This window comes from Streptomyces sp. NPDC096193 (genome assembly GCF_040302905.1).
In the GTDB taxonomy this organism is placed as follows: domain Bacteria; phylum Actinomycetota; class Actinomycetes; order Streptomycetales; family Streptomycetaceae; genus Streptomyces.
Genome location: NZ_JBEOSJ010000004.1, coordinates 1 through 24,712, shown reverse-complemented (window position 1 = coordinate 24,712; position 24,712 = coordinate 1). Strand labels below are relative to the sequence as shown.

The window sequence follows — 24,712 nt, the reverse complement described above, 5'->3', positions numbered from 1 at the left end:
CGATGGGTGATGATGTACATCATCGTCCATCGCGACCCGTGGTAGCTGCCATATCCACCGATCTACCGGCGAATTGGGTCGGAACGGGACGCATGTGCGTATTTCAGGTAGGCCCTTTCTGTCGGCGGAGTCATGACTGTCGGCAGTTCCGGCCGAGGCCGGGGTTTCGCGCTGGGCGGTCTGCGCAATCCGCGTCAGCGGCTTTCCCCTGCCTCACTGCCCCGAACATCAGGCCGCGTGCTGGTACGTTGGATACGTGAGGTAGCCGCTGTCACCGCCCTGGTAGTACGTGGCCTCGTTCACGGGGGCGATGGGCAGGCCGCCCCGGAGCCGCTCGACGAAGTCGGGGTTGGCGAGGAAGCCGCGGCCGAAGCTGATCAGGTCGGCGCCCAGGCCCAGCCAGTGTTCGCCTTCCGTGCGTCCGGCCTGCTTGGGGCCCATGGGGAGCACCGGGTTCATGATCAGGGTGCCGGGCCAGGTGCGGCGCAGACCGATGAGAACCGGCTCCGCGGCGGTCGCCTCGATGTGGACGTAGGCCAGGCCGAACCGAGCCAGCTCGGTGAGCAGTGCCGCGTACAACTCCGGCACGTCGGTCTCCTCGACGCCCCAGAAGCCGCCACCGGGCGAGAGCCGGATGCCCGTCCTGTCGGCGCCCACCGCGTCAACGGTCGCGGCGACGGATTCCACGGCGAACCGGATCCGGCCGGCGATCGTGCCCCCGTAGCGGTCCGTACGCAGGTTGGCGTTGGAGGACAGGAACTGGGAGATCAAGTACCCGTTGGCGCCGTGCAGTTCGACGCCGTCGAAGCCGGCGTCCATGGCGCGTCGGGCGGCTTCGGCGAAGGAGCGGGCGTGTTCGGGCACCTCCTCGGTCTCCAGCGCGCGGGGAAGCGGGGCAGGCTGCGGGCCGGTCGGCGTGAAGACGTCGCCGACGGCTGCGACAGCCGAGGGACCGACCGGCTGCGAACCGGTGGTGTCCTGGTGCGAGACGCGGCCGCCGTGCATGAGCTGAGCGAAGATCCGGCCGCCGTTGACGTGCACGGCATCGGTCACTGCCCTCCAGGACACGGTCTGGGTATCGGTGTGCAGGCCCGGGGTTCCGGGGTTGGACTGGCCGATCAGGCTGGGCTGGACGCCCTCCGAGATGATCAGCCCGGCTGTCGACCGCTGGGCGTAGTAGGCGGCCATCGAGGAGGTCGCGAGGCCCCCGGCGGCGGCTCTGACACGGGTCATCGGGGCCATCACCGTCCTGTTGGGAAGGGTTAGTTCGCCGAGCCGATGGCCGCTGAACAGAGATGTCATGTCAGGCTCCTACGTCGATCGCATCGCCCGGATCCCGGGCTCGGAGCTACGCTAGAACCTGACATTGATGTCAGAGGCAAGTGATCCGATGTGGTTGACCGGGGAGGGCGTCGTGCGGATCGGAGTGCTCGCCGAGCGGGCCGGGGTCAGCGTCCGGTCGTTGCGCTACTACGAGGAGCAAGGACTGTTGGCCAGCAGTCGTAGCGCCAGTGGGCAGCGGCACTACACGGACGACGGGGTGGCGCGTGTGCGGTTCATCCAACGCCTGTACGCCGCCGGGCTGTCCAGCAGGACGATCGCCGAGCTTATGCCGTGCGTGGACGCGCCCAGCGAGCGCAACTCCGATGCCGCTCTCGATCGAATGGCGCTGGAGCGCGACCGGCTCTCCGAACACATCGACGAACTCCTGCGGACCCGGGACACACTCGACCGCACCATAGCCTCGGCCAGGGCCCATCGCGAGAGCCTGCGGACCGCGGCGGCCACCGGCGGTCAGGGAGGCGAACGGCGACGCTCCTGAACGCTGCCTGGCAACCAGGCGGAACGGAGTGGCCCCCTGCGTCAGTCGCTGACAAGCACGGTCAGTTGGGGGCTCGCATGGGCGGCTTGACGGCGCGGACGATGGCGGAGTGCATTCCGTCGGCGACGCCGTGGGTCGGGGTGAGGTCGATGTCCGTGAAGCCGGCTGCCGTGAGTCCCTGCCGGTACTCGGCGAACGACAGAGCGCCCGCGATGCAGCCGACGTGGTCTCCGCGCTCGGCGCGCTGGGCGGGGGTGAGGGTGTCGTCGGCGACGACGTCGGAGATGCCGATGCGCCCGCCTGGGGTGAGGACGCGGAACATCTCGGCGAAAACGGCGGGCTTGTCGGTGGACAGGTTGATGACGCAGTTGGAGATGATGACGTCGATGGTGTTCGCGGGGAGCGGGATGGCTTCGATGGCGCCCTTGAGGAACTCGACGTTGGTGGCGCCGGCCTTCACCTGATTGGCGAGGGCGAGTGCGAGCATCTCCTCGGTCATGTCGAGGCCGTATGCCTTGCCGCTGGGGCCGACCCGGCGGGCGGACAGCAGGACGTCGATGCCGCCGCCGGACCCGAGGTCCAACACCCTTTCGCCGTCATGGAGTTCGGCCACCGCGAGGGGGTTTCCGCAGCCGAGTGAGGCCGCGACGGCCTCCGCGGGCAGACTGCCGCGCTCGTCGGCCGCGTACAGGGTGGAGCCGAAGTTGTCGTCGACCTCGATGGCCGCCGGTCCGCAACAGGCGGTGCCGCCTCCGGCAACCTGGACGGCCGCGGCCGCGTAGCGCCGACGGACGGTCTCGCGCATGTCAGTGGACTGATCACTCACGATGTGCCTCCTCAGGTGGCGACGGACCTGCTTGCTTCGAAGCCTTTCGATTCAACCTTGCACCCTGAATTGAAGTTCGTCAACATAGAGGCACATCGAAACAGGCGCTCGTGGTGCTCGGTCAGGACGCGCTGGCGGATGCTGTCCGACCTTGCCGGCAGCGCCCGTGCGCGCGGATCAGGCCGTCGAGCCGGCAAGGGTCCTCAGGGCCCTGGGAGATCCGTTCCGGTCGCGTGTGCTGTCAGGGATCGCCGCACGCGAGGGCGGTGAGATGCCGAGGAAAGCTCCAAGATCCAAGCTGTCGCCGAGGCCCAGTTGGCGGCGGCAGCGACACCGCAGGCGTACGCCGCGCCTTCACGCCCTCGTAGAGCGTGGAGATTCATCAGTTCGCGGGAGCCGGCCGCTGATGAGTGACGACGCGCGTAGCGGTAGGGCGGCCGCCACGCAGAGGTCGGCGTGCGCTTACGTCGAAACCGCCTGGTCTCCGGTCGTGCCTCGCCAGCTCTCGGCGCGGCGCCGCAGGGCACGTGCCAGGAGCCCGTGGCGGGGCGCCAGGCACCAGGTCAGGGCGAACAAAACGGTCAGGACGCACACGATGGAGCCGCCGGCCGCGAGGTCGTAGGCGTAGGACACGTACAGGCCGGCCAACGCGCCGGTGCCGCCGAACACCGAGGCCAGCAGGGTCATGGCCCACAGGCGTTCGGTGAGCATGCGGGCGGCGGCGGCCGGGGTGATGAGCAGGGACAGGACGAGGACGTTGCCGACGGCCTCCAGGGACAGCACGATCGTGGCGGTCACGACCGTGTAGAGGATCAGGTCGAGGCGCAGGACGGGCAGCCCGGCCGCCCGGGCGGTTTCGCGGTCCAGGCTGACCGCGACCAGTTCCTTGCTCAACAGCAGTACGACCGTCACCAGGACCGCGCCACCGATGGCCGCCGTCCACACGTCCTCCGGACCGACAGCCAGCACTTGGCCGAACAGGAAGGACGAGAGATCCGTGGACCAGGTGTCCTGTGTGGACACCAGCACGATGCCCAGCCCGAACGCGCAGGAGAAGAAGACACCGATGACGGTGTCCTCCTTGAGCCGGCGGTTCTGTGAGACGAGGGCGATGAGAAGCGAGGTGGTGAGGCCGGCGAGTGCTCCGCCGAGGAGCAGGTTGCCCTGGAAGGCGTAGGCGAGGGCGACACCGGGGAACGCCGAGTGGGAGACCGCCTCGCCGATGAAGGCCATGCCGCGCAGGACGACGTACACGCCCACGACACCGCACACCAGGCCGGTGATCGCCGCCACCGCGAAGGCCCGCTGCATGAAGGGGAGTTGCCAGGGGTCGGTGAAGAACCCCGCGAGGGCCACAGAGGTCACGCGGCCGCCCCGATCACGGTGTCCAGTCCGAACGCCCGCAGCATCTGCCCAGGGTCGGCGAGCAGTTCGGGGCCGCCCTCGGCGACGACCGTGCGGTTGAGCAGCGCCACCCGTGTGCAGGTGCGGGCGGCGGCGGCCAGGTCGTGGGTGGTCATCAGCAGGCCCTTGCCGTCGGCGGCCAGTCGGCCGAAGAGGTCGTTCAGCAGCTCCTGAGTGGGGGCGTCCACGCCGGTGAACGGCTCATCGAGGAGCAGCAGCCGGGGATCGCCCGCGAGGGCACGGGCCACCAGCACCCGTTGCCGCTGTCCGCCGGACAGTTCACCGATGGGGCGCCGGCGCAGGTCGCTGAGTCCGACCAGCTCCAGCGCCTCGTCGACAGCTGCACGGTCCGCGGGCTTCGGCCGGCGAAGCCAGCCGATGGCGCGGGTGCGGCCGGACAGCACCGCGCCCGTGATGTCGATGGGAAAATCCCAGGCGAACTCGTGGCGCTGCGGCACGTATCCGACGAGGTGGCGGGCGCGCGCCGGGGGCAGGCCGTCGACCAGAACATCGCCGCCGGAGAGCGGGACCAGCCCGAGGGCGGCACGCAGCAGAGTGGTCTTGCCCGCGCCGTTCGGACCCAGCAGGCCCAGCAAGTCGCCCGGGCGCAAGGACAGTCGGGCCCGCTCGACGGCGGGCCGGCCGCCGAGCGAGACGCTCACGTCATGCACCCGGAGCAGTGGCGACGGCTCGGACTCGGTGCCCTCGTTCACGCGGGCTTCCTCCCAGGCGTACGAGCCGCGCGCCGGCGCGTCGTGACGACGGCCGCCGCCCCGAGCGCGGCGAGCGCGGCAGCGGCGCCGCCCAACATCACGGCGTTGCCCGCGCCGGTGGAGGCCATGGAGCCGCCGTCCCCCTTCGCCGAGTCGCCGGACGACGCCGTGCCCTCGGAGCCGGATCCGGTGCCCGAGGTACCGTCGCCGGGTCCGGGTCCGGATCCCCCCGAGCCAGGGCCAGCTCCGTCGCCGGGCTTGACACCGGCTGGGTCCTTGTCGCCCACGACGAACGTCACGGTCTCGGTGTCGCTGACCGCTCGCCCGTCGGCGAGCGTGCCGCTCATCCTGAACGTCAGCCGGTAGGTGCCCTCCTTGGTGAAGGCCCAGCCGCCGTGGGCGTGCGTGTTCGCGGGCACCTCGAAGGAATCCGGCATCCCGTCCTTGCTGTTGAACAGCACGTTCGCGCCGGACATGGCGTCGTACGTGTAGAGCGCGTACGCCCCGGGGCCCGTCACCTTGGTCAGCGAGAACGTCACCCCGCCCTTGGCCGCCCCGGCTTCGATGTTGTCGGTGGACCAACCGGGCCACAGCAGGCCCTCCTGCTGCACTTGGTCCAGCAGCCAGACGGGGTCGCCGCCCTTGCCGAGAAAGGCGAACTGGTCGCCGTCCGGCAGGGCGTTTTTCGCCGCGGGCTTCACATGCAGGACCACGGAGGACGGCTCGCGCCACGTGGTTTTGCCGGAGACCGTGCCATCCTTGACCTGGATCTGGAGCTTGCCGCCGACGACTCGTGCGGCGAAGTCGATGTGGCCTTGGTCGAGGACCTTCGAGGTGGACACCGCGGCAACCGGCGGGGAGGAGGCGGGCGTGGACGCGGCCCGTGCCGCTCGCTCGGCAGGAATCTTCGTGCCGGTCACCACCGGGGCCGCTTCGTTGTCGTCCGGGGCCTCGGCAGGGACGGTCTCCGGTGGCCGGGCCGTTTCCGGCGCCCCTGCGATCGCCTCGTCCCCGACGAGCACCGTGTACACGGTCCCGACCGACAGACGCCGCCCGTCGACCGCCGTGGCCTCCGCCGTGAAGACGGCCTGGTACGTGCCTTTGGCGGTGAACTCCCACCGGGTGGCGCCTCGCCGGCCTACCGGCAGGTCGTACCCGTCGGGCAGCCCGTCCGCGCTGTCGAACAGCGGCGCTTCGCGTTCACCGGCCGCGTGCACGCGCAGCTCGCCCGGCCCGTCAAGCCCGGTCAGTGACCACCTCACCGTGTCCTGGTCCACCGTCTCCGCGGCGATCCCGGTGGTGTCCCAGCCGGGTGCGGGGGCGTTCCCCAGCTCGGCGTCGGCGATCTCGATGACGTGCGCGGCAGCACCCTCCGCGTCCTTGGCCGCGTCGAGGCTCAACCCCCCTTCGTCATAAGCGATCCGGCCCAGTTCCAGCCCTGTGCCGACGCCACCTCCGTCGGCGGCGGCAGCGACACCGCCGCCCGCGAGGGTGGCCGCGAGCGCCACCGCCACGGTGATCCGTTCCGTATGCGTGCTTCGCATGGCCCTCATCGGGCGTCCTCCCCAAGGCACTTCGCGAGTTCGTTCGCGTTGTGCCGCATCATCGATACGTAGTCATGGACCTTGTCGTCGAACGAGTCGCCGTAGATCGTGCACACGGCGACTCCCTGGTCCTGGGCGACCCGGCGCAGCACGTCCGAGCGGGCCGCAAGGTTGGGTTCGAGGAACACCGCAGGAACCCGCCGCTCGCGGATGGTGTCGCCGAGTTCCTCGATCTGGGCCGCGCTCGGCTCCCGGTTGGGTACGGGTACGACGAAGCCCGCGATGTCCATGCCGTACGCCTTGGCGAGGTAGCCGAAGGCGTCGTGCGTGGTGATGAGTTTCCGGTTCCGCTCGGGAACGGTCGCGAGCTTTGCGGCGACCTCCGCGTCCAACTCTCCGAGGGTCTTCAGATACGCCTCGGCGTTCTTCTCGTACGTGGCCTTCCCCGCGGGATCGGCCTTGATCAGCTCCGCCTCGATCCGCCGGACGTAGGCCTCGGCGTTGGCGACGTCCTCCCAGGCGTGCGGGTCCATGTCGCCATGCACGTGCTTGCCGATGACGGCCTGGGGGAGCACCCACAGCTCTGCGCCCGGCTCGCCGAGGAAGCCGTACGCCGCCTCCTTCGGCACCGTCTCCTTCGCCCGGTCGGGCACGTTGAGGACGACGTCGTCGGCCGGCAGACGTGTGCGTGCCCCGCTCTTCTCGTCGTCGGCGCGGACGTAGACCTTCCCGGTCTCGGCGTTCAGCGCCACGTCGGCGTGGCCGGCGTCGAGCACGGTGGCGCCTTTCGGCGCCTTGGTCGCGTCACCGACGGTGAAGGTGAAGGTCCCGCTTCCGATGCTGCCGTTCGGATGGGCCGTTCCGTCGATCGTCTCCGTCCGCCCCTGGACGGTCAGCCGGTATGTACCGGGCTTGCTGAATGCCCAGTTGACGTGGGTGTGGGCCTCGGGCGGCAGGGTGAAGGAGTCCTTGTCGTCAAGGCCGTCGGCGGAGTCGACGTACACCTGGGGTCTGCCGAGGGTGTCGGTGAGGTAGACGCGAAGCTCGCCCGGCCCCTCCACGGCGGTGGCGGTCGTACGTACCTGGGAGCCGGCGCCCGCGACCTCGCCCTCGACGGCCCAGCCGAGCCAGAGGACGTTGAGACCGAGGTCCTCCTCCAGTTTCATGACCGTGCCGCCGTACTGCTCCAGCTTCCCGGCGATCTCGATCTTCGGCGCGGACGTGGGCGCGTTGTTGTGGACCATCTTCATGATCCCGGGTTCTTCGAGCAGTAGGCCGTTGCCGAACACGACATCCGCCTTGGTGACCTTGGTCGCGTCGCCGGGGCTGGGTTCGTAGGAGTGGGGGTCGCCGTTGCGCGGCACGATCGAGGTGACGTCGACACGGTCGCCACCCACCCGCTCGACCAGGTCCGCGACGATCGCGGTGGTCGTCGACACCGTCAACGCGGCGTCGGACGACCCCGCCCCGGAGCCGTTGCATCCGGCCGCCGCCGTGGCGAGCAGTGCGCAGGCGGCGGCGAGGGCCTTGGTGCTGGTGCGTCTGGCGTGGCCCCGCATGGGGGATCCTTCCTTCTCTGATGCCTCCCTTAGGAGGGGTGGGGCTGAGGCGCGTACGACGGACCCGGCGGCTGCCGGGCCCGAGACCGCCGTACGCGGAGTTGTCATCCGGCGGTACGCCGACGGCGCAGGCGTACGACGAGGATCGCGCCGACGCCCCCGAGCAGCGCGGCCACCGCGGCACCCGCCAGCACGGCGGCGCCGGTACCGGTCGCGGCGAGTCCGCCGGTCGGTGTGGTGTCGGAGCCCGAACCCCCGCTCGTGCTGGCGCCGTTGGATCCGCCGCCGGCCGACACTCCGCCCGAGCCGGAGGAGTCCGTGGCCGACGGCGTGGCAGTCGGGTCCGGAGTGGAGGGAGAGACCGACAGGGTCGGCGACACGGATGGTGTGGTCGTCGGTGTCGCGGTGGGTTCGTCGCCCGTGCCCGGTGTCACGGTCCCGGGATCCACGTCGTCGCCGACGACCCACGCCATGGTCTCGGTGTCGCTGACCTTCGTGCCGTCGGCGAGGGTGGCGCTCCAGGTCCAGGTGGTGCGGTAGACGCCCTCGGCGGTGAACGCCCAGTAGGTGTGCCGGTGGGTGTCCGCGGCGATGGTCGAGGCGTCGGGCAGGCCGTCGCCGCTGTTGATCTGGATGTCCGTCCCGCCCAATGCGCCGTCGCCGAACAGCGCGACGTTTCCGGGACCTTGTACGGAGTCGAGCCGGTAGGTCAGCTTGCCGTCGACTTCGCTCTTGGGCCAGTCCGTGGTGGACCATCCCGGCCACACGATGTCGGGGTGCTGACTCATGGGCAGCCACCACACCGGTTCGCCGGGGGTGCCGAGGAAGCCGTACCCCTCGGGAATCTTCCGCCGCGCGACGGGAGTCACATGGAAGACGACCTCGCCGGGCTCGTACCAGTCGTAGTCCGTGAGGGAACCTTCCTTGATTTGGAACTCCAGATCCCCGTCCACCTCGCGGGCCGCCATGTCGACGTGGCCCTTGGCGATGACGTGCGCGGCCGGTCCGGTGGGCGTCGGGCTCACGGAGTCCGTCGGGCTCCCGGTCGGTGTCGCCGTCGGCGTGGAGCCGTCGCCGGGCAGTACACCCGCCGGATCGATGTCGTCACCGACGACCACGGCGAGCGTCTCGGTGTCGGTGGCGGTGCCGCTGGTGACGGTGAAGGTGAGGCGGTAGACGCCTTCGGCGTCGAAGAACCACAGGGGCGCGAAGCGCTCCGCGCCCCCGTCCAGTGTGAAGGCTCGCGGTGCGGGGTCGACACTGCCGAGATGGGGGACGGGCGGCTCGTCCGCGTTCTCCATCTCGAAGGTGAAGGTGGCCATGCCGAAGAGGGCGGGGCCTTCGAACCCCGACAGTCGCACCTCGGTGGGGCCGCCGGCCTCGGACCCGATCCAGCCGGGCTCCGGCGCGAACAGACCCTCCGACTGCTGGCCTCCCAGCTGCCAGTTGTCGTGACCGGACATGCCGTACGCCTGGGCGAGCGGGTCGGGGAAGTTCTGCAGCGTCGCCGCGGGGACGTGCAGGACCACCTCGGACGGTTCGTGTACGACCGCCGTGGCGCCGGAGCGGTCGTCGATCTGCAACGTCATTGTGCCGTCGGCCAGTCGGGGCACGAAGTCCAGCTCGCCCTCGTCGAGCACGACGGCACCGCCGGCGGCGCGGGCGTCCCCGCTGCCGCCGGCGACGAGCCCTGCCGCGCCCAGGAGCACCGCGGTCGCCACGGTGAGAGCAGCGGCCGTGAAGGCGCGTCTTCCGCGCGTCAGGGCTGTCATCACGAGCTGACGACCACGGTGTACGTCTCGGTGGCGGACTCGACGGCCCCGTTGACCGTGCCCTGGACGCGGAAGGTCAGCCGGTAGGTCCCGGCCTCCTCGAAGGCCCAGTTGGCGTGGTTGTGGGTGGCGACGCCGAAGGAGCGGGACTTGAAGGTGGTGATGCCGGTGTTGCTGTCGAACCAGCGGCTGCCGCTGCCCGCGTAGATGCTGAAGTCCTCGGTGGTGGCGCCGTTGCGGGTGGCACTGACGAGTCTGTAGGTCACCGCGTTGTTCGCGAAGACGCCGGTGGTGAGGTGCTCGGTGGAGATGCCCGGGAACAGGACACCCCGGCTCTCCGCCACCGCCTCGTTGTCGGGCAGCAGCCAGATCTGGCTGCCGGAGCCCAGGAAGCCGTAGCCGGGGTTGGCGACCTTGGCGGCGGCCGGAACGGACAGGGTCACGTCCGCCGGCTCGTATTCGGTGGCGGTTTCCTCGTCGTGGACGTGCAGGTGCAGGTCGGCGCCGTCCCATTCGGCGTCGAGGACGTCGACGTGTCCGCTGCCGAGCGTGGTGGCGGCGATGGCCGGGCTGGCCGCGAGACCGGCCACGGCCAGCGCGGCGGCGAGTGAACCGGTGACGGTCAGAGCGCGGTTGAAGGCACGCAAGGTGATCCCCCCTGGATCAGAGGCGCACGCACTTGAGCGTGCGCAGACAAGTCACATGGTAATCATTTTCATAAACTCGTCAACGGGGTGTGTGTGACCTGTGGGGATTCAAGGGACGGGGATCCGGTTCTGGCGATGGCGCCACTCGGGTGCCGGCGGGCAGGGAGATGCGCGGGAACGTCCTGGATCGGCCCGCCGGGGATGCCGCATTCCCGCCCCTGCCCGGGTCGGCGTGGAGGCGACGTCCGGACGCTGCTGCAACACGCGCAGTGCGAAGGCCCGTTGCTCGCGTCGGCGGCAACTGCGGCAACTGCGGCAACGGTGGACGGCGGCACGGACAAGTGGCCGCCGGTGCCGGTCGCGTGCCGTGGGACGGGTCGCCGCGAGATGGTCTTCCGACCCGAACGGGGTTGTGCGGGGTCCGCTCGTGACGTCGAGCCCAGCAGTCGGATCCGCGCCGGCCGCTGTGGTGCCGCGATGGTGGAGCAACTCCTCGGCGGCGGCCGCGATGCGGGGGGCCGGCCGCGTCATGGGCCGCGCTTCCTCCACGATGCCCGCCTCGACCGAGCGGTGTACGGTGCGAGGTGTTAACAGATCGGTATACTTGCGAGGAGGTGCAAGCGATGAGTGCATCCCAGTCGATGCGGGCGGTGCGCATCACAGCGCACGGAGGACCGGAGGTCCTTGAGCTGACGGAGATTGCCGTCCCTGACCCGCAGGGACGCGAGGTGCTGGTCAAGGTCAGCGCCGTAGCACTGAACAACACCGACCTGTGGACCCGGGAAGGCGCCTACGGACGTCCGGGAGCCCCGAAGACGCAGTCGGGCTGGCGCGGCCCGATCGACTTCCCGCGTATCCAGGGCGCCGACGTAGCCGGCCATGTCGTGGCCGTCGGGACCGGCGTGGAAGCAAGTCTCGTCGGACGCCGAGTGGTCGTCGATCCCGCGATCTACGACGCCGAAGGACCGGATGCCAACCCGGTGGGGCTGATGGGGAGCGAACGCGACGGGGGCTACGCCGAGTACGTGACAGCCCCGGTAGAGCGTGTGCATGACGTGACGGAATCCCCCCTCACGGACGACCAGCTCGCGACGTTGCCGACCGCCTACGGCACGGCGCTGGGCATGATCGAGCGAGGCCGGCTGCACAAGGGAGAAACCGCCCTGGTCTCGGGAGCGTCCGGCGGCGTCGGCCTCGCGCTGGTGCAGATCGCCCGGGCGCGCGGCGCAAGAGTCCTCGCCATCACCAGCGGACCCAAGATCGACGCGGTGCGCGAAGCAGGCGCGCACGAAGTCATCGACCGCGCAGGAGACATTGCCGGGCAGATCCGCACCCATGCCCCGCAGGGCGTCGATGTCGCACTCGACGTCGTGGCCGGCGAGCTGGTGACCGAAGGGCTGCCATTGCTGCGTGAAGGGGGCCGATGGGTCATCGCCGGCGCACTCGGCGGATACGACGTGACCTTCGATGTGCGCCGTCTCTACCTGCACAACGCACAGGTCATCGGGTCAGCGATGCACACACCCGCACACTTCGACCTCCTCATGGACCTGGCTCGTCGAGGCGAAGTGCAACCCGTCATCGCCGCGACCTTCCGACTGGACCAGGCTGCTCAGGCACAGGAAGAACTCTCCCGCAGAGGGCACGTGGGAAAGATCGTCATGCACCCCTGAGCGCCGTCCCAGGATCAAGGCCGAGCCGGGCGGACCCGCCGCGGCGGTGACCGTTGGTGGAAGACGTAGGCTCTCATGTCGTATCGGGGTCCACGGCTCGGGACCTGGTGCGGCGGACGGCCCCGAGCACTTCGCGGACGGCCCCGAGCGCTTCGCGGACGGGCCCGCGCGTGGACCGCCCGGGCCTGTGGTCACCACAGGCCCGACGCCGGCGGCAGCCGTGCTTCTCACGCCCGCACCACGTTCGCCGAGCAGCCGCCGCGGTCTCAGCAGTCGCGGAACTCCGGTGACTGGTTGAGGATCTGGGCCCGCAGGGACGTGAAACGGGAGTACTTCTCTCCGCCTCGGGCCTCCGGGCGGAAGGCCGCTACCCGGTGACAGTTCTGGAAGGCCAGCGCCACGCCGAAGTGCCGTTCCAGGCTTCCGCGGATGGCATCGCTGGACAGCGCCCGCAGCAGCTGGCCGCGTTCCCTCTCGGAGGGCGGCGGCGTCTGGTTGTCCGCGAACTCGGCGGCCCCGGAACGGAGTTCGTCTGTCAGTCGGGCGACGAGGTCATAGGCGTACGGCAGGGAGGTGCGGACTGTTTCCAAGAAGTCCTTCTCCCGCACCTCGTCGTTTTCGGCGTCGGCGAGCAGCTGTGGGGTGACATCGAGCGACATGAGGGGTGTCCTGTTCTCTGGCTCTGGCAGTCGTGTGGTTTGCGTGCTGTGCGTGCGACCGTCGGCGGTCAGGCGAAGGCCGTCATTGCCGCGGGCCCGTGCCGGAACTCGAAGTCGACCTGGGCGGCGAGATCATGGCCCGTGGCCTCGTTGGCCCAAGCGGTGGCGTTGCGCAGGTGGAAGTCGACGGCGTGCTGCTGAAAAGTCGTCCAGTCCTTGGCGCGGGCATCCAGAGCCTCGCGCAGTCGGTCGAGCGTACGGATGTTGTGCGGCTCCAACTCGCCGCGCCCACGGCCCTGTTCGTGAGCACGCACGAAGGGGGACTGCTCGCAGTGGGCGATGAGGTCCTCGCCGACCTCGGCGCGGAGGAAGGCGAGGTCGTCCTCGCAGGTGACCTTGTTACCAACCACGGCGACCGGGATTCCGAACTCCGCTGCGTGGTCGCGGTACTGGCGGTAGACGTTGACGCTCTTGCGGGTCGGCTCCACGACCAGGAAGGTCATGTCGAAGCGGGTGAACAGGCCGGATGCGAAGGCGTCGGCACCGGCCGTCATGTCGACGACGACATACTCGCCGGGCCCGTCGACGAGGTGGTTGAGGTAGAGCTCGACCGCGCCGAGCTTGGAGTGGTAGCAGGACACCCCGAGATCGCTCTCGTCGAAGGCGCCGGTCACCATCAGCGGTACGCCGCCGACCTCTTGGACGTGATGGGCGTGGATCTCGTCGTCGCCCAGCAGCCGCAGCAGCCGCGAGCCGCGACCCGGCGGCGTGGTCTTGACCATGGCGTCGCGGGACGGAATCCGCGGGTTCGTGCCCCGGAGGTGGTCCTTGATCTCGTCGGTCCGCGCGCTGAGCGGCGGGGCGGCGAAGACCTCGTCCTCGTCGAGACCGAGGGAGTACGCCAGGTGCTGGTTGATGTCGCCGTCGATGGCGACGAGCGGTGCGCCCGAGTGTGCCAGGTGACGGGAGAAGAGGGAGGCCAGTGTCGTCTTGCCGCTACCGCCCTTGCCGACGAAAGCCGCGCGCATCGCTAGCTGCTCCTATTGGAAATGGATGTCATGAGCATAGGGTGGTTGGCGGGGGGTGGGGTGTCAAATCACCTGACGCCCAACTGGGCGGCTGCGAAAGCCGGTTGGGAATTCGTGGATCGTGTGTCCGTTCGGTTGGCGGGTGCCCGGTACCGGTAGCGGCGCACGAATCTGCGGTAAAGGCTGCCGCTCGGTGGCGGGTGCACGCCTGCCGTGCCCGCCCGACGAGGCCGTGGTGCGACTCGGCTCGTCACCGAGTCGTCACTGAAGTCGTCACCGTAGGGGGCGGTGCCTGGCTGCGGCCGGGACAACCGGCGACGGCACGCTGCACAAGGCTGTGCGCGGCGGCCGCCTTTGCGGTGGCGCACCTCGACGGATGTTTCCGATGTCAGGAGAGCCGGACGAGGTTGAGTCGGTACTCCTCGACCTGGGGCATGCGCAGGGCTCCGAGACCGGTCAGCATCTCCTGGTAGGACGGCGAAAGCTCGTCGAACATCGGGCCGGGCAGATTGCTGAGTGTGTGCGAGGTGAGGAGCTGAACTCCCGCTCGCCCCTCGGTGAGTTGCGCCGGGTCGGCGCAGGCCCACTGCATCCGTGCCTCGACCTTGCTGAGCGCGTCGTGCTCGTCCTGGGTGCCGATGATGCCGGGGCCCGCGGTGTCGAGGGCCAGCAGGGAGCCGGGGAAGCGGTCGGCCAAGAGGTGGATGACGTGGTGGACGTCCGCTTCGGCGAGGAAGGGGAGGACGGCCTCGGCGGCGAAGAAGTACGGTCCGGTGGAGTGCGCGGCGACCGTCTCCACCCACGCGTCGTCGGTCACCGACGCTGCGATCATCGAACGGCGTTCGGTGTGGGTGAAGAAGGCCCGCCGCAGTTCGACGACATCGGGAAGATCGAGGTCGAACCAGCGGGCCCGGCCGTTGTCGACGCGCTCGAAACGGGTGTTGAGGCCGGTACCGATCTCCACCACGGTGCCGCCGGGGTGGGCCGCGAGGAAGTCGGCCACCCATCGGTCGAACAGCGCGGTGCGCAGCACCGTCCCGATCAGGCTCTGCAGACCGTCGAAGCGGGCGAAGTCGTAGTCGATCGACGCGACGATCTCCTCGGCTCGGGGGTCACGTAGGATCGCGTCTTTCTTGCGGTTCTCCGCCGCCCGCCCGTACAGGGGGATCAGAAGAGTCTCTTGGATCGTGCCCAGGCGTACGCCGTGCTCGGTCATGACTGCCTCCACAAGCCCTCGGGCGCCATGACGCTATATGAAAATGGTAGCCATTAACAAGAGTTGGCTCGGCAGTCCGCCGCGTAGCCGTGCCGGATCGGCTGAGGGCGTGGGGGATGGAGCCCGCCGTGTTTTCGTGGTGTCCAGCCGTCGGCCCCCCAACTTCGGTGGCGCCAAGCACCGACCCCACCGAAAAAGGGCCTGTGCCGGCCGGCGCCCGGCTGGGTGCGGCCTGCGCATTGGGCGGGCTGACGCAGACGAAGAGGCCCGGACCGCAGGTCCTCACGGTCGCGAGGAGCAATACCCGCAGCCCGCACGCCAAGACGTGCGGTGACAGCGTCCCGGTGGACCCCGGCCATCGCGACACCTGCGGTGAGATCACCCACCTTGCGGCGACGCGCGACTGCGAGCCGACTCGTCGTCAGCGTCGCTCTGCCGTAAGCCGTACGGGACTTGCCGCCCCGAAAGCTACAGCAGGAGGTCGAAGACCTTCGTGACGGTCTCCCAGTGCTTGGTCTGCGGATTCTTCAGGTCCGGGAAGACGATCTTGAACGTCTCGGCCAGAGCCACAGTCAGCCCGCCGAGGATTTCCGGATATCGCGCCTCGGTCTCCTCGGTCGGAGCCCTGTCGAGCGGCGGGTGCTTGGCCAGCTGTTCGAGAATGGGCTTGGCCTCGACTTCCTGGTCCAGCCGCCGGAACCGGTGGATGCTCTCCTGGAGTCCCTTGGTGATCGGCAGGTCCCATGGTTCGACGGTGTCCCGGCCGTTCGCCTTGGCCGCGGCCTGTGCGACGGTCAGGAGATCGTAGAGCTTGTCGTCCACGAAGTCGCTGTAACGCTTCAGGTCGTCCTTGTCCACGTCGAGGCTCGCGGCTGCGCGGAAGAATCGTTCGAATGTGGACACCCCGATGACGGTCATGCTTCTCGCCCTCCTCGTCGACGGGTGATCAGGTGGTCAAGGCTCGCAGAGAGCGCCATGGTTCCGCCTGCGCATGCCAGGACGAATGCGATGGCTGGTATGTGACCTGCCAGGACAAAACCGCATGTATTCGTCGAGGTTTTCCGTGCGTGGCCGCGGTGGCGGGCTTTCGGTCGCGTAGAGTCGATTGAAGGGGAATTCGTACCTGCGGTACGCGACGATGCGGGAGGTGCCGACCTCGTCATGGTAAAGCTGAACAAGCAGGCTCTCGAACACGCGAAGAAGCTTGTCAAGGAGAAGCAGGTGGTCCTTGACGACCGGGACGCCTGGAGTCGGGACCGACCCTCCGCGGAAAAGGAGAATCGCTTTCTGGAGGAATACGGCCTGGCCGAATACCAGAAGTGGTACCTCGGTGTGGACGAGAGTCAGAACGAGGGAAACAAAAGCCGGTACAAGTTCCCCTACGGTGACTTCGAGAAAGTGCACCGCTGCGGGATCCTTTCCGCGGAGTCACGTGCAGGCCAATACAAGTACAACGACATAGAACTCGCCGTGGCGCATGTGCACGGAATGCTGGACGAACTCGCATGAGGAATGGCGGTTCGTCATGCGCACAGGAGCCGATGACGCCCGACCGCTGTTCGAACGGACGAGTGCGGAGCGGGTTCCGCCCCTGCGTCACGACCCTGCGCCACAACGCCGTCCCCCGCCCTCGCCGTCGGGGCCCGATCTCCTGGCGCTGCACAACGAGCCGAATCGTGCGGCAGCACCTGATCATGCGTCAGGCGACGTGAGGACGCGCCGGGTCTCGACCGCGATCTGCTGCGTCTCACCGGTCGCGACGACAATCACGGGTACGCCTGGGCCCGGCCCGTCGATCCTGCGTACGCCCTCTCGGTACAGCTCCTCCAGTGGGGGAACGGCCAGACCCGCGCGCACGCCGAGGACCCCGAGCCCCGCGCACACCTCTTCGCGCACCTCGGGCTGGTCCTCTCCGATCTCGCCGGTGAAGACGAGCACGTCGAGGCGGTCCAACGAGGCCGACATGGCGGCGATGCCGCGCCGGCAGCTGTGGACGAACACGGCGAGTGCCGCTTCGGCGGCGGTGTCTCCCCGCTTGCGTGCCCGCACCAGGTCCCGGGTGTCCCCGGAGGTGCCGGAGAGGCCGAGCAGACCGGACCGCCGGTGGAGATCCTCCTCCACCTCGCGAGCGGTCAGGCCGTGGCGCCGCTGGAGCCACAGCAGGGCTCCCGGATCGACGCTGCCGCTGCGGCGGCTCATCACCAGTCCCTCCAGCGGGGTGAGGCCCATGGTGGTGTCCATGCTGCGGCCGTCGCGAACGGCGCACGCGGAGCAGCCGCCACCCAGGTGGACGAGCACGGCACGGAGGCCGTCGGCAGGCCGTTCCAGCACTTCGGCGGTCCGTTCCAGGCACCACGCGTAGGACAGTCCGTGGAAGCCGTAGCGCCGCATCCCGTACTCGGTGCGCCACCGCTCCGGCACGGCGTACTCACGGGCGGCGGCCGGCAGACCGCGGTGGAAGACGGTGTCGAAACACGCCACGTGGGGCACGTCCGGCAGCAGCTCCCGAGCCGCGTCGGCCACGGCGAGAGCGGGCGGCAGGTGGAGGGGCGCCAGGGTCCTGACCTCGTCCAGCAGTTGACGGACCCGTTCGTCGATCACCGTGTGACGGGTCAGATGCGGCCCGCCGTGGACGAGACGGTGTCCGACGGTGTCGGGCCGGGGCACGGTGGTCAGGAAGTCCCGCAGGTCCCCGGCCGACTCGGGACCGGGCGGTCCCGCCGAATGCCTGGCCGCGATCCGGGTGCCGTCGGCGGAGCACAGGGTGATGTGCAGGCTGGAGGATCCGGCGTCGAGGACCAGGACGCCTTCAGGGGAAGGCTCGTCGGACCGGACGGGACTCATCGCTGCCTCCCTCGCCCCCGAGTTCGATTCACCTGGGCCCCGGCCGAGTACCTAGGCCACCTCGTCCGGCTCCAGGTAGTAGGGGTTCTCCAGCACCGTGCCGTTGAGCCAGACCCGCGGATGTGCCTTGATCAGCGGGATGATCATGTCGCCGCCGAACTTGTCCAGGTCGTACATGCAGACGCCCACCTGTGGATAGGACCGCAGCCAGTGCGTCGCCCTTGCCTCGTACCGGATCAGCTCGTGCGTGAAGGTGGGGCGGACGAGGGGGAGCGCCCAGCTCATGTCGGCGGCCAGGCGGGCGCATGTGCCGTCGCTCTCGGAGAACGTGCCGTGGGACCAGTCGTACAGCAGGTCCAGCATGCGGTCGCCGTCGAAGCTGCCGCCCTGCAGGTAGCTCTCATCCGGGGGCTTGATCTGCAGGTTCTCGCACACGCGGCGGACTTCGGGCACGGTCGTGGCGAGCCGGTCGCGAAACGCTTTCCCCTCTCCTGTGGGAACCAGGAAGACGCAGGCCTGGCCCTCGTACAGTCCGTCCGCGAAGAACGGGGTGATGAGCCTGTCGCGCTCCTCCTGTCCCCGGTGGAGGGCGCAGACGTGATCGCCCGGGGCGAGCGGTATACCCCCCACTGAGATGACGGCGGGTCCGCGGGAGTCCACGCTCCGGTCGTACATGACTCTTCCGTTCATTGGGGTGAGCCTCCCAGGATCTTCCAGGCCCGGGTGGCGACGTGCAGGTTCAGGCGGCTGTCGACGTCCTTGAGGTCGCTGCCGCTGATCTCGCGGATGCGCTGCAGGCGGTAGCGCAGTGTGCTGCGGTGAATGGCGAGCTCGGCGGCCGTGCCGTCGTAGTTGCCACCGCATTCGAAGTACTGGAACAGTGTCTGGACCAGTTCGGAGTGGTGGGCGGCGTCGTAGGCCATGAGCGGGCCGAGCCATTCGCGGACGAACGTCTCCACCTGCTGGTAATCACCCCCCGACCCGAGCATGCGGAAGAGGCCGAGGTCCTCGTAGCTGGTTACTCCGTGCGGTTCTCGGGAGAGCCGGCGAACCTCCAAGGCGCGGAGCGCCTCCCTGTACGACCTCGGGATCTTTGCCGGGGCGTCGCAGCGGCCGCCGATCCCGATGGAACCGATGCCCGGGCCCAGCTCGCGGGCCACCGCCAGGTGCAGCGCTTCGGAACGCGGCTGCCCCTCCAGGACGAGGACGGCCGTGCCCGACCGTCTGGCGAACAGAGACCGTATCCGCAGGCCGGCGGCGGCTCGGCCCACCGCCTGGACGAAGATGTCGTCCGTCCGGCCCTCCCACTCCACGACGGCCATCCAATGAGGGCCGTGGAGATCGTGGCCGACGGCAGCGGCACGGGCGTACGCGCTCTCGTCGTCAGTGCCGGAGATCAGGTCGTCCACCAGCTCACGGCGGAGCCGCAACTCGACTTCCGCGAGGTTCCGGAGATGGGCCAGCTCGAGAGCGAGGGCGTTGCAGGCGTGGTCGAGGACGAATTTCTCCTCCTCGGCGGTGTGCCCGTCACCGACGACCAGAGCCATGGAGCCGAGGACTTCGCCGCGATGCTGGGCCAGCGCGACGAGACGGTCACCCACCCTCAGAGGAAGCAGCCGTCGGGCCACGTCCTGCAACAGCTCCTCGTGCCGCGCCGCGTCCGGCTTCGGGTACGGGTCGGGCCGTCCCGGGCCCGTCCAGGCGATCAGGTTGCCGAATTGGTCCTCGACGGCGACTGAGCAACCGGTGAGGCCGCGCACTGCCCTGGCGATGCCCGGAACGCCGCTGTCGCTGGCCGCGACCTCGCTGAGCACTTCGTGGACGCTCCGCTGGTGCTCGAGCTCGGCGACGGAGGTGGCCAGGCGTCCGTTCACGGCCTTCCGGTCCTCATTGAGCCGCCGCAGCTCCCCGGCGTTCTTGCGGGCCCTGCGGCGGGCCACCGCGTTGGCGAGGGCCACGGACGTCTGCTGGGCAAGGGCCTGGACCAGGAAGTGTTCGTCCCTGGCAGGCTGTGACGCTGCGCCCACGACGAGATAGCCGACTCCGTCGCCGCTGTTGAGCGGGAAGGCCCAGCCCCACTCCCGGCCGGGCACCGGGACCTGTCCCTCGGAGCCGCGCAGGTGTCGGAGCCGGTCCTCGAGCCCGGACGTGTCCGGTGCGCCCTGCGCCGGAGTGCGGACCAGGCGGTCGCCCGAGGGCAGGTAACCGGCCTCCGAACGGCACGGCCCGAGCGGTGCGACGGAGGTCAGTGCCAGATGCAGGATGCCCGCCTCGTCGCGGCCGTCGTTCATGATCATGGAGAGAACGAACAAGCTGAAGAGGTTCGCCACATGTTCCCGGCTCCAGGCCTCGGGGCGCACCTGGTAGGTCCAGTCGGCTGTAGCGGTCATCGACACAGGCCCCATTTCTGGTGGAAGCCCCCCTCTGCAGATCACCGCAATGCGAATGATTCATGCATCACCTGCGCCTGTTTCCACATATTTGGATCTTTTGCACTCCCAGGGCGAGAGTCCATGCCGATTTGGACACGGCAGGGGCAGGCCGCGGCCCCGGCGCACCGCGACCCTGGGAGGCGTCATCGTGAAACGGACGGCACTGCGATGTGCCCCGTCCGGAGAGGGCCACCATGGACGAGCACCGTCGAAGCATTGCTTCGTACCGCACATACGCCGAGGCGGAACGCGCGGTCGACCACCTGTCCGACCTGGGATTCCCCGTCGAACGGGTGGCCATCATCGGGCAGGACCTGCAACTCGTCGAGCAAGTGGTCGGACGCCTCACCTACGGCAGGGCCGCGCTGAGCGGAGCCGCGTCGGGGGCGCTCCCGGGCGCTCTGATCGGCTGGCTCTTCGGACTCCTCAACTGGGTCGACCCGGTGCTGTCGGCCCTGCTCCTCGCCCTCTACGGTCTCCTGTTCGGCGCCGTGGTCGGCGCGATCATCGGATTGATCGCGTACGCCATGCAGCGCGGCCGCCGCGACTTCAGCTCGGTCCAGAGCGTCCAGCCCACCCGTTACGAAGTGGTGGTCGGCGCCGACGTGGCCGACAGGGCTGCCGAGCTGCTGGAACGGCTGGGAACCCCGGCGACCGGCACCGCGGCCGAGGGATGACGGATCCGGGCAGGCGCGCGCACCTCTCCTCAAGCTTCCACAAGGAGTAACAGCTCATGGCTAAGGCAGTCGGAATCGACCTCGGGACCACCAACTCGGTGATCGCGGCGTGGGAGGGCGGGGAGGCGACGGTCATACCCAACTCCGAGGGCAGTCGCACGACCCCTTCGGTCGTCGGATTCACCGACACCGGCGAGCGGCTCGTCGGCCAACTGGCCCGCCGTCAGGCGATCCTCAACCCCAAGGGCACCATCTACTCGGCCAAGCGGTTCATCGGCCGCCGCTACGACGAGATCTCCGACGAGGCCAAGGCCGTCGGCTTCGACGTCGTCCCCGATGAACACGGCAACGCGCGCTTCAAGGTGCGCGACAAGTTGTACGCGCCGGAGGAGATCAGCGCCCTGGTGCTGCGCAAGCTCGCCGACGACGCGGGAAAGCAGCTGGGGGAGCGGGTGACGGAGGCTGTCATCACGGTGCCCGCGTACTTCAATGACGCCCAGCGCCAGGCGACGAAGGACGCCGGAAAGATCGCCGGCCTGGACGTGCTGCGCATCATCAACGAGCCGACCGCCGCCGCCCTCGCCTACGGGATGGACAAGAAGGGGCACGAGACCGTGCTCGTCTTCGACCTCGGCGGCGGCACCTTCGACGTCAGCATCCTCGACGTCGGCGACGGGGTCGTCGAGGTCCGGTCCACCGCGGGTGACAGTCATCTCGGCGGCGACGACTTCGACCGGCGTCTGGTGGACCACCTCGCGGACAAGTTCCAGAACGAGAACGGCATCGATCTGCGTAACGACCCGCAGGCGCTGCAACGGCTGTTCGAGGCCGCGGAGAAGGCCAAGACCGAGCTGAGTTCGGTGACCCAGACCCAGGTCAACCTGCCGTTCATCACCGCGGACGCCTCCGGCCCGAAGCACCTGACCGAGACGGTTATGCGGTCCACGTTCGAGCAGATCACGGCGGATCTGGTCGAGCGGACCCTGGAGCCCGTCAAGCAGGCGATGGCCGACGCCAAGGTCGGCGAGAACGACATCGACGAGGTCATCCTGGTCGGTGGATCGACGCGTATCCCGGCCGTGCAGAACCTGGTCCGCCGTCTCACCGGTGGCAAGGACCCGAACATGAGCGTCAACCCGGACGAGGTCGTGGCCATGGGCGCCGCGATCCAGGCCGGGGTGCTCAAGGGCGAGGTCGAAGACGTCCTGCTGCTCGACGTCATCCCGCTGTCGCTGGGTGTGGAGACCCGTGGCGGGGTGATGACGAAGATCATCGAGCGGAACACCACGATCCCGGTCCGCCGCACGGAGACGTTCTCCACCGCAGAGGACAACCAGCCCGCCGTCGATGTCGTCGTGCTGCAGGGTGAGCGCGAGAGGGCATCGGAGAATCGGGTTCTCGGCCGTTTCCAGCTCACCGACATCCGCCCCGCACCGCGTGGCGAGCCGCAGATCGAGGTCATCTTCGACGTCGACGCCAACGGCATTCTGAACGTTACAGCGCGTGACAAGGACACCGGCGCCGAACAGGGCATCACCATCAGCGAGGCCTCCAACCTCGACCAGAGCGAGGTCGAGCGGATGATCCAGGAGGCCGAGCGCAACCGCGGGGAGGACAAGGCGCTGCGCGAGGCCGTCGATGCCCGCAACGAGCTGGACGCCGTCGCGTACCAGGTGGAGCGGAAGGTGAACGAGCTGGGCGACGCCGCACCGGCGCACGAGAAGGCACGGGCCGAGATGCTCGTCAACGACGCGCGGCAGGCCATCGACGAAGAGGCGCCGGTGGACAAGGTCAGGTCGCTGACCTCCGAACTCCAGCAGATCCACGCCGCTTTGTCCGCCCACCGGCCGGGCGCGGCCGAGGAGGGCCCGCCGGCCCCTGGAACCGAGACAGCAGGCGCCACCGCCGGCACCGGCGGAGGGGACGACGACGTCATCGACGCCGAATTCGACAAGGGCTGAGGGGCTTACATGACCACCGAACGGGACCCGGTGAGTCCCCAGGAAGAGCCGGGTGGGGGCCCACCGCGTGAGGATGGGTCCCACGACCAGGGCCCTCAGGTCCGGACGCCGCAGGACGAGGGGGCACCCGAGCAGAGCGCCGTGGACGAGCAGGCCGCAGAGCTCGAGGAAGTGCGCGACCGCTGGCGTCGCGCCCTCGCCGACCTGGACAACCTCCGCAAACGCCACGCCAAAGAGCTGGTGACGGTGCGCGGCGACGAGCGCGCCCGCACCGCCGCCTCCTGGCTCCCCGTCCTCGACAACCTGGAACTGGCCCTCTCCCACGCGGTGTCCGAACGGACCGCTGTACTGGAGGGTGTCAAGGCCGTACGGGACCAGGCGGTGGAGGTGCTCCGCGGTCTCGGATACGCCCGCTACGAAGAGACCGGGGTGCCGTTCGATCCGGCCAAGCACGAGGTCGTCGGCCTCGTCGAGGATCCGTCGGCAGAGCCGAACACCGTCGCTCAGGTGGTGCGCCCAGGCTACGGCGAGGACGAAATGCAGCTCCGGCCCGCATCCGTCGTGGTCAGCAAGCGTCAGGAGTGACACCCCATGGCACGGGACTTCTACGACGTGCTCGGACTGCAGCGCGAAGCGAGCGAGGAGGAGATCCAGCAGGCGTTCCGCACACTGGCCCGCAAGTACCACCCCGACGTCAACAAGGACCCGCAGGCGGAGGAGCGCTTCAAGGAGATCAACGAGGCGTACAGCGTGCTCTCCGACCCCAAGACGCGGCAGCGCTACGACCGCTTCGGCGAAGACTTCCGCAGGGTGCCGGAGGACTGGGAAGAGCAGATGGCCGGTGCCGGAGTCGGGGCCCGCGGCGCCGGTGGCGCCGGCCGGTCGGCCTGGGGCACGGGGGACGGGGGCGGCCGGGTTCGGTTCGTGTCGGATTACGGCGAGGGATTCGAGGGATTCGAGGACTCCGGCATCGACTTCGAGGACCTGTTCGGCGGGATGTTCGGACGCGGCGGTGTGAGGGGCGGGCCGCGAGGCCCGATACCCGGCGCCGACCAAGAGGCCGAGCTGCCCCTCACCGTCGAGGAGGCATACCGGGGCGGTAAACGCAGTGTCACCCTCACCGGACCTCAGGGAGAACGCACCTACGACGTCAACATCCCGCGCGGAGTGGTCGACGGTCAGCGCATCCGGCTCGCCGGGGAAGGCGGCCACGGGGGCGGCGGAGGCCCGCGCGGCGATCTCTACCTGCTCGTGCGGATCAAGCCGGACTCGCGCTTCCGCCTGGAGGGCCGCGATATCCATGTCGTGGTGCCTGTCACGCCGTGGGAGGCGGCGTTGGGTGCGAGTGTGCCGGTTCCGACCCCGGGTGGGAGTGCCAAGGTCACTGTCCCGGGCGGTTCGTCGAGCGGTCGTCGGTTGCGGTTGCGGGGTGAGGGCATGCCCAATCCGCGTGGACCCGACGGGGACCTGTATGCGGAGGTCCGCATCATGGTGCCGCCCGACCTCAGTGAACGTGAACGCGAGCTGTTCGAGCAGCTGGCGACCGTGTCCACCTTCGACCCGAGGAAGCCAGGATGACCCAGCAGCCACGGTTCACCGCCGACACCGACACCGACACGGTGACGAGACGGCAGCCCGCCGTCGTCGTCCGTCGTTACGCGTTGGTGCCGGTGCGGCGGTTGAGTCTGGATGCTGTGGCTCGGCGGAGTGGTTTGCATCCCGATCTTGTGCGGCGGTTTGTGGCGTTGGGGTTGGTGGAGGCGTCGCGTGACAGTCGTGGGGAGCTGGGGTTCGCGGCGTCTGCTCCGGCGACGTTGGCTCGTGTGCAGCGGCTTCGGGTGGGGCTTTGCCTGAACTATGCGTCCATCGGTCTGGTGCTGGATCTGCTGGATCGGATCAGTGAACTCGAGGACATGCTGCGGCGCAGCAATTCCG

General features: G+C 69.2%; 23 protein-coding genes. 8 read left to right on the top strand and 15 right to left on the bottom strand.

From position 1 onward, the window contains the following. Nucleotides 1–228: 228 nt before the first annotated feature. Nucleotides 229–1,302 (bottom strand): alkene reductase, encoded by a 1,074-nt coding sequence (locus ABTX78_RS07840; RefSeq protein ID WP_352205921.1) that lies wholly within the window; start codon nt 1,300–1,302, stop codon nt 229–231. 112 nt (nt 1,303–1,414) lie between these two features. On the opposite strand from ABTX78_RS07840, the gene ABTX78_RS07835 reads away from it, so the two are divergent. Next, a complete protein-coding gene (locus ABTX78_RS07835) occupies nt 1,415–1,822 on the top strand; it encodes a MerR family transcriptional regulator (RefSeq protein ID WP_352206279.1) in 408 nt (135 codons plus the stop codon). A gap of 61 nt (nt 1,823–1,883) precedes the next feature. On the opposite strand, the gene arsM is transcribed toward ABTX78_RS07835, so the two are convergent. The 7 genes from arsM to ABTX78_RS07800 form a co-directional block, all read right to left on the bottom strand. Further along, on the bottom strand, nt 1,884–2,648 hold the full coding sequence (arsM, locus tag ABTX78_RS07830) for an arsenite methyltransferase (RefSeq protein ID WP_352205920.1): 765 nt from the start codon (nt 2,646–2,648) through the stop codon (nt 1,884–1,886). A 462-nt stretch (nt 2,649–3,110) separates the two neighbouring features. Next, on the bottom strand, nt 3,111–4,013 hold the full coding sequence (locus ABTX78_RS07825; RefSeq protein ID WP_352205919.1) for an anchored repeat-type ABC transporter permease subunit: 903 nt from the start codon (nt 4,011–4,013) through the stop codon (nt 3,111–3,113). Continuing rightward, complete coding sequence (locus ABTX78_RS07820; protein WP_352205918.1) at nt 4,010–4,765, bottom strand: anchored repeat-type ABC transporter ATP-binding subunit; 756 nt, start codon at nt 4,763–4,765, stop codon at nt 4,010–4,012. Before ABTX78_RS07820 ends, ABTX78_RS07825 begins: the two co-directional genes overlap by 4 nt. Continuing rightward, nucleotides 4,762–6,309, bottom strand: a complete 1,548-nt coding sequence (locus ABTX78_RS07815) for a TIGR03773 family transporter-associated surface protein (protein ID WP_352205917.1) — start codon at nt 6,307–6,309, stop codon at nt 4,762–4,764. Before ABTX78_RS07815 ends, ABTX78_RS07820 begins: the two co-directional genes overlap by 4 nt. Before the next feature lie 5 nt (nt 6,310–6,314). Next, nucleotides 6,315–7,868 carry an anchored repeat ABC transporter, substrate-binding protein gene (locus tag ABTX78_RS07810; RefSeq protein WP_352205916.1) on the bottom strand — a complete coding sequence of 518 codons (1,554 nt, stop codon included), beginning with the start codon at nt 7,866–7,868 and terminating at the stop codon, nt 6,315–6,317. A gap of 104 nt (nt 7,869–7,972) precedes the next feature. Then, nucleotides 7,973–9,640, bottom strand: a complete 1,668-nt coding sequence (locus tag ABTX78_RS07805; protein ID WP_352205915.1) for a choice-of-anchor M domain-containing protein — start codon at nt 9,638–9,640, stop codon at nt 7,973–7,975. Next, nucleotides 9,640–10,287 carry a choice-of-anchor M domain-containing protein gene (locus ABTX78_RS07800; protein ID WP_352205914.1) on the bottom strand — a complete coding sequence of 216 codons (648 nt, stop codon included), beginning with the start codon at nt 10,285–10,287 and terminating at the stop codon, nt 9,640–9,642. The genes ABTX78_RS07805 and ABTX78_RS07800 overlap by 1 nt, the downstream gene beginning before the upstream one ends. A 623-nt stretch (nt 10,288–10,910) precedes the next feature. Between ABTX78_RS07800 and ABTX78_RS07795 the strand changes: the two genes are divergently transcribed. Beyond that, nucleotides 10,911–11,960, top strand: a complete 1,050-nt coding sequence (locus ABTX78_RS07795) for a zinc-binding dehydrogenase (RefSeq protein WP_352206278.1) — start codon at nt 10,911–10,913, stop codon at nt 11,958–11,960. Between the two features lie 266 nt (nt 11,961–12,226). Here the strand turns inward: ABTX78_RS07795 and ABTX78_RS07790 are convergent, their stop codons facing one another. The 4 genes from ABTX78_RS07790 to ABTX78_RS07775 form a co-directional block, all read right to left on the bottom strand. After that, a complete protein-coding gene (locus ABTX78_RS07790; protein ID WP_352205913.1) occupies nt 12,227–12,619 on the bottom strand; it encodes an SCO5389 family protein in 393 nt (130 codons plus the stop codon). A 68-nt stretch (nt 12,620–12,687) separates the two neighbouring features. Beyond that, nucleotides 12,688–13,647, bottom strand: a complete 960-nt coding sequence (locus ABTX78_RS07785) for an ATP-binding protein (protein WP_352205912.1) — start codon at nt 13,645–13,647, stop codon at nt 12,688–12,690. Between the two features lie 388 nt (nt 13,648–14,035). Then, nucleotides 14,036–14,863, bottom strand: a complete 828-nt coding sequence (locus tag ABTX78_RS07780; RefSeq protein WP_352205911.1) for a class I SAM-dependent methyltransferase — start codon at nt 14,861–14,863, stop codon at nt 14,036–14,038. A gap of 468 nt (nt 14,864–15,331) precedes the next feature. Continuing rightward, nucleotides 15,332–15,781, bottom strand: a complete 450-nt coding sequence (locus ABTX78_RS07775) for a DUF1931 family protein (RefSeq protein ID WP_352205910.1) — start codon at nt 15,779–15,781, stop codon at nt 15,332–15,334. A gap of 243 nt (nt 15,782–16,024) precedes the next feature. Between ABTX78_RS07775 and ABTX78_RS07770 the strand changes: the two genes are divergently transcribed. Further along, nucleotides 16,025–16,372, top strand: a complete 348-nt coding sequence (locus ABTX78_RS07770; RefSeq protein WP_352205909.1) for a hypothetical protein — start codon at nt 16,025–16,027, stop codon at nt 16,370–16,372. A 183-nt stretch (nt 16,373–16,555) separates the two neighbouring features. Here the strand turns inward: ABTX78_RS07770 and ABTX78_RS07765 are convergent, their stop codons facing one another. The 3 genes from ABTX78_RS07765 to ABTX78_RS07755 are packed head-to-tail and all read right to left on the bottom strand — an operon-like array spanning nt 16,556 to nt 20,097. Continuing rightward, nucleotides 16,556–17,707, bottom strand: coding sequence for an acetate/propionate family kinase (locus ABTX78_RS07765; protein ID WP_352205908.1), 1,152 nt, complete (start codon nt 17,705–17,707; stop codon nt 16,556–16,558). Nucleotides 17,708–17,758: 51 nt separating this feature from the next. Continuing rightward, nucleotides 17,759–18,397 carry an MEDS domain-containing protein gene (locus tag ABTX78_RS07760; protein ID WP_352205907.1) on the bottom strand — a complete coding sequence of 213 codons (639 nt, stop codon included), beginning with the start codon at nt 18,395–18,397 and terminating at the stop codon, nt 17,759–17,761. Further along, nucleotides 18,394–20,097, bottom strand: a complete 1,704-nt coding sequence (locus ABTX78_RS07755; protein ID WP_352205906.1) for a PucR family transcriptional regulator — start codon at nt 20,095–20,097, stop codon at nt 18,394–18,396. Before ABTX78_RS07755 ends, ABTX78_RS07760 begins: the two co-directional genes overlap by 4 nt. 236 nt (nt 20,098–20,333) lie before the next feature. Between ABTX78_RS07755 and ABTX78_RS07750 the strand changes: the two genes are divergently transcribed. The 5 genes from ABTX78_RS07750 to ABTX78_RS07730 all read left to right on the top strand — a co-directional run. Beyond that, nucleotides 20,334–20,816 (top strand): YflT domain-containing protein, encoded by a 483-nt coding sequence (locus ABTX78_RS07750; RefSeq protein ID WP_352205905.1) that lies wholly within the window; start codon nt 20,334–20,336, stop codon nt 20,814–20,816. Between the two features lie 56 nt (nt 20,817–20,872). Then, nucleotides 20,873–22,777, top strand: a complete 1,905-nt coding sequence (gene dnaK, locus ABTX78_RS07745; protein WP_352205904.1) for a molecular chaperone DnaK — start codon at nt 20,873–20,875, stop codon at nt 22,775–22,777. Between the two features lie 9 nt (nt 22,778–22,786). Next, a complete protein-coding gene (locus ABTX78_RS07740; protein WP_352205903.1) occupies nt 22,787–23,362 on the top strand; it encodes a nucleotide exchange factor GrpE in 576 nt (191 codons plus the stop codon). Between the two features lie 6 nt (nt 23,363–23,368). After that, nucleotides 23,369–24,355: a DnaJ C-terminal domain-containing protein gene (locus tag ABTX78_RS07735; protein ID WP_352205902.1), complete on the top strand. Its 987-nt coding sequence runs from the start codon at nt 23,369–23,371 to the stop codon at nt 24,353–24,355. Then, nucleotides 24,352–24,712 (top strand): chaperone modulator CbpM (locus ABTX78_RS07730; protein ID WP_352205901.1); only part of this gene is annotated, 361 nt, incomplete at its 3' end. The genes ABTX78_RS07735 and ABTX78_RS07730, both read left to right, overlap by 4 nt.

Excerpts from the sequence above, each read along its gene's own strand:
- ABTX78_RS07790 (WP_352205913.1), bottom strand. The coding sequence starts at position 12,619 with ATGTCGCTCGATGTCACCCCACAGCTGCTCGCCGACGCCGAAAACGAC.
- ABTX78_RS07785 (WP_352205912.1), bottom strand. The coding sequence starts at position 13,647 with ATGCGCGCGGCTTTCGTCGGCAAGGGCGGTAGCGGCAAGACGACACTG.
- ABTX78_RS07740 (WP_352205903.1), top strand. The coding sequence starts at position 22,787 with ATGACCACCGAACGGGACCCGGTGAGTCCCCAGGAAGAGCCGGGTGGG.
- ABTX78_RS07840 (WP_352205921.1), bottom strand. The coding sequence starts at position 1,302 with ATGACATCTCTGTTCAGCGGCCATCGGCTCGGCGAACTAACCCTTCCC.
- ABTX78_RS07760 (WP_352205907.1), bottom strand. The coding sequence starts at position 18,397 with ATGAACGGAAGAGTCATGTACGACCGGAGCGTGGACTCCCGCGGACCC.
- ABTX78_RS07735 (WP_352205902.1), top strand. The coding sequence starts at position 23,369 with ATGGCACGGGACTTCTACGACGTGCTCGGACTGCAGCGCGAAGCGAGC.
- ABTX78_RS07770 (WP_352205909.1), top strand. The coding sequence starts at position 16,025 with ATGGTAAAGCTGAACAAGCAGGCTCTCGAACACGCGAAGAAGCTTGTC.
- ABTX78_RS07795 (WP_352206278.1), top strand. The coding sequence starts at position 10,911 with ATGAGTGCATCCCAGTCGATGCGGGCGGTGCGCATCACAGCGCACGGA.
- dnaK (WP_352205904.1), top strand. The coding sequence starts at position 20,873 with ATGGCTAAGGCAGTCGGAATCGACCTCGGGACCACCAACTCGGTGATC.
- ABTX78_RS07810 (WP_352205916.1), bottom strand. The coding sequence starts at position 7,868 with ATGCGGGGCCACGCCAGACGCACCAGCACCAAGGCCCTCGCCGCCGCC.
- ABTX78_RS07815 (WP_352205917.1), bottom strand. The coding sequence starts at position 6,309 with ATGCGAAGCACGCATACGGAACGGATCACCGTGGCGGTGGCGCTCGCG.
- ABTX78_RS07775 (WP_352205910.1), bottom strand. The coding sequence starts at position 15,781 with ATGACCGTCATCGGGGTGTCCACATTCGAACGATTCTTCCGCGCAGCC.
- ABTX78_RS07755 (WP_352205906.1), bottom strand. The coding sequence starts at position 20,097 with ATGACCGCTACAGCCGACTGGACCTACCAGGTGCGCCCCGAGGCCTGG.
- ABTX78_RS07765 (WP_352205908.1), bottom strand. The coding sequence starts at position 17,707 with ATGAGTCCCGTCCGGTCCGACGAGCCTTCCCCTGAAGGCGTCCTGGTC.
- ABTX78_RS07750 (WP_352205905.1), top strand. The coding sequence starts at position 20,334 with ATGGACGAGCACCGTCGAAGCATTGCTTCGTACCGCACATACGCCGAG.
- ABTX78_RS07805 (WP_352205915.1), bottom strand. The coding sequence starts at position 9,640 with ATGACAGCCCTGACGCGCGGAAGACGCGCCTTCACGGCCGCTGCTCTC.
- ABTX78_RS07780 (WP_352205911.1), bottom strand. The coding sequence starts at position 14,863 with ATGACCGAGCACGGCGTACGCCTGGGCACGATCCAAGAGACTCTTCTG.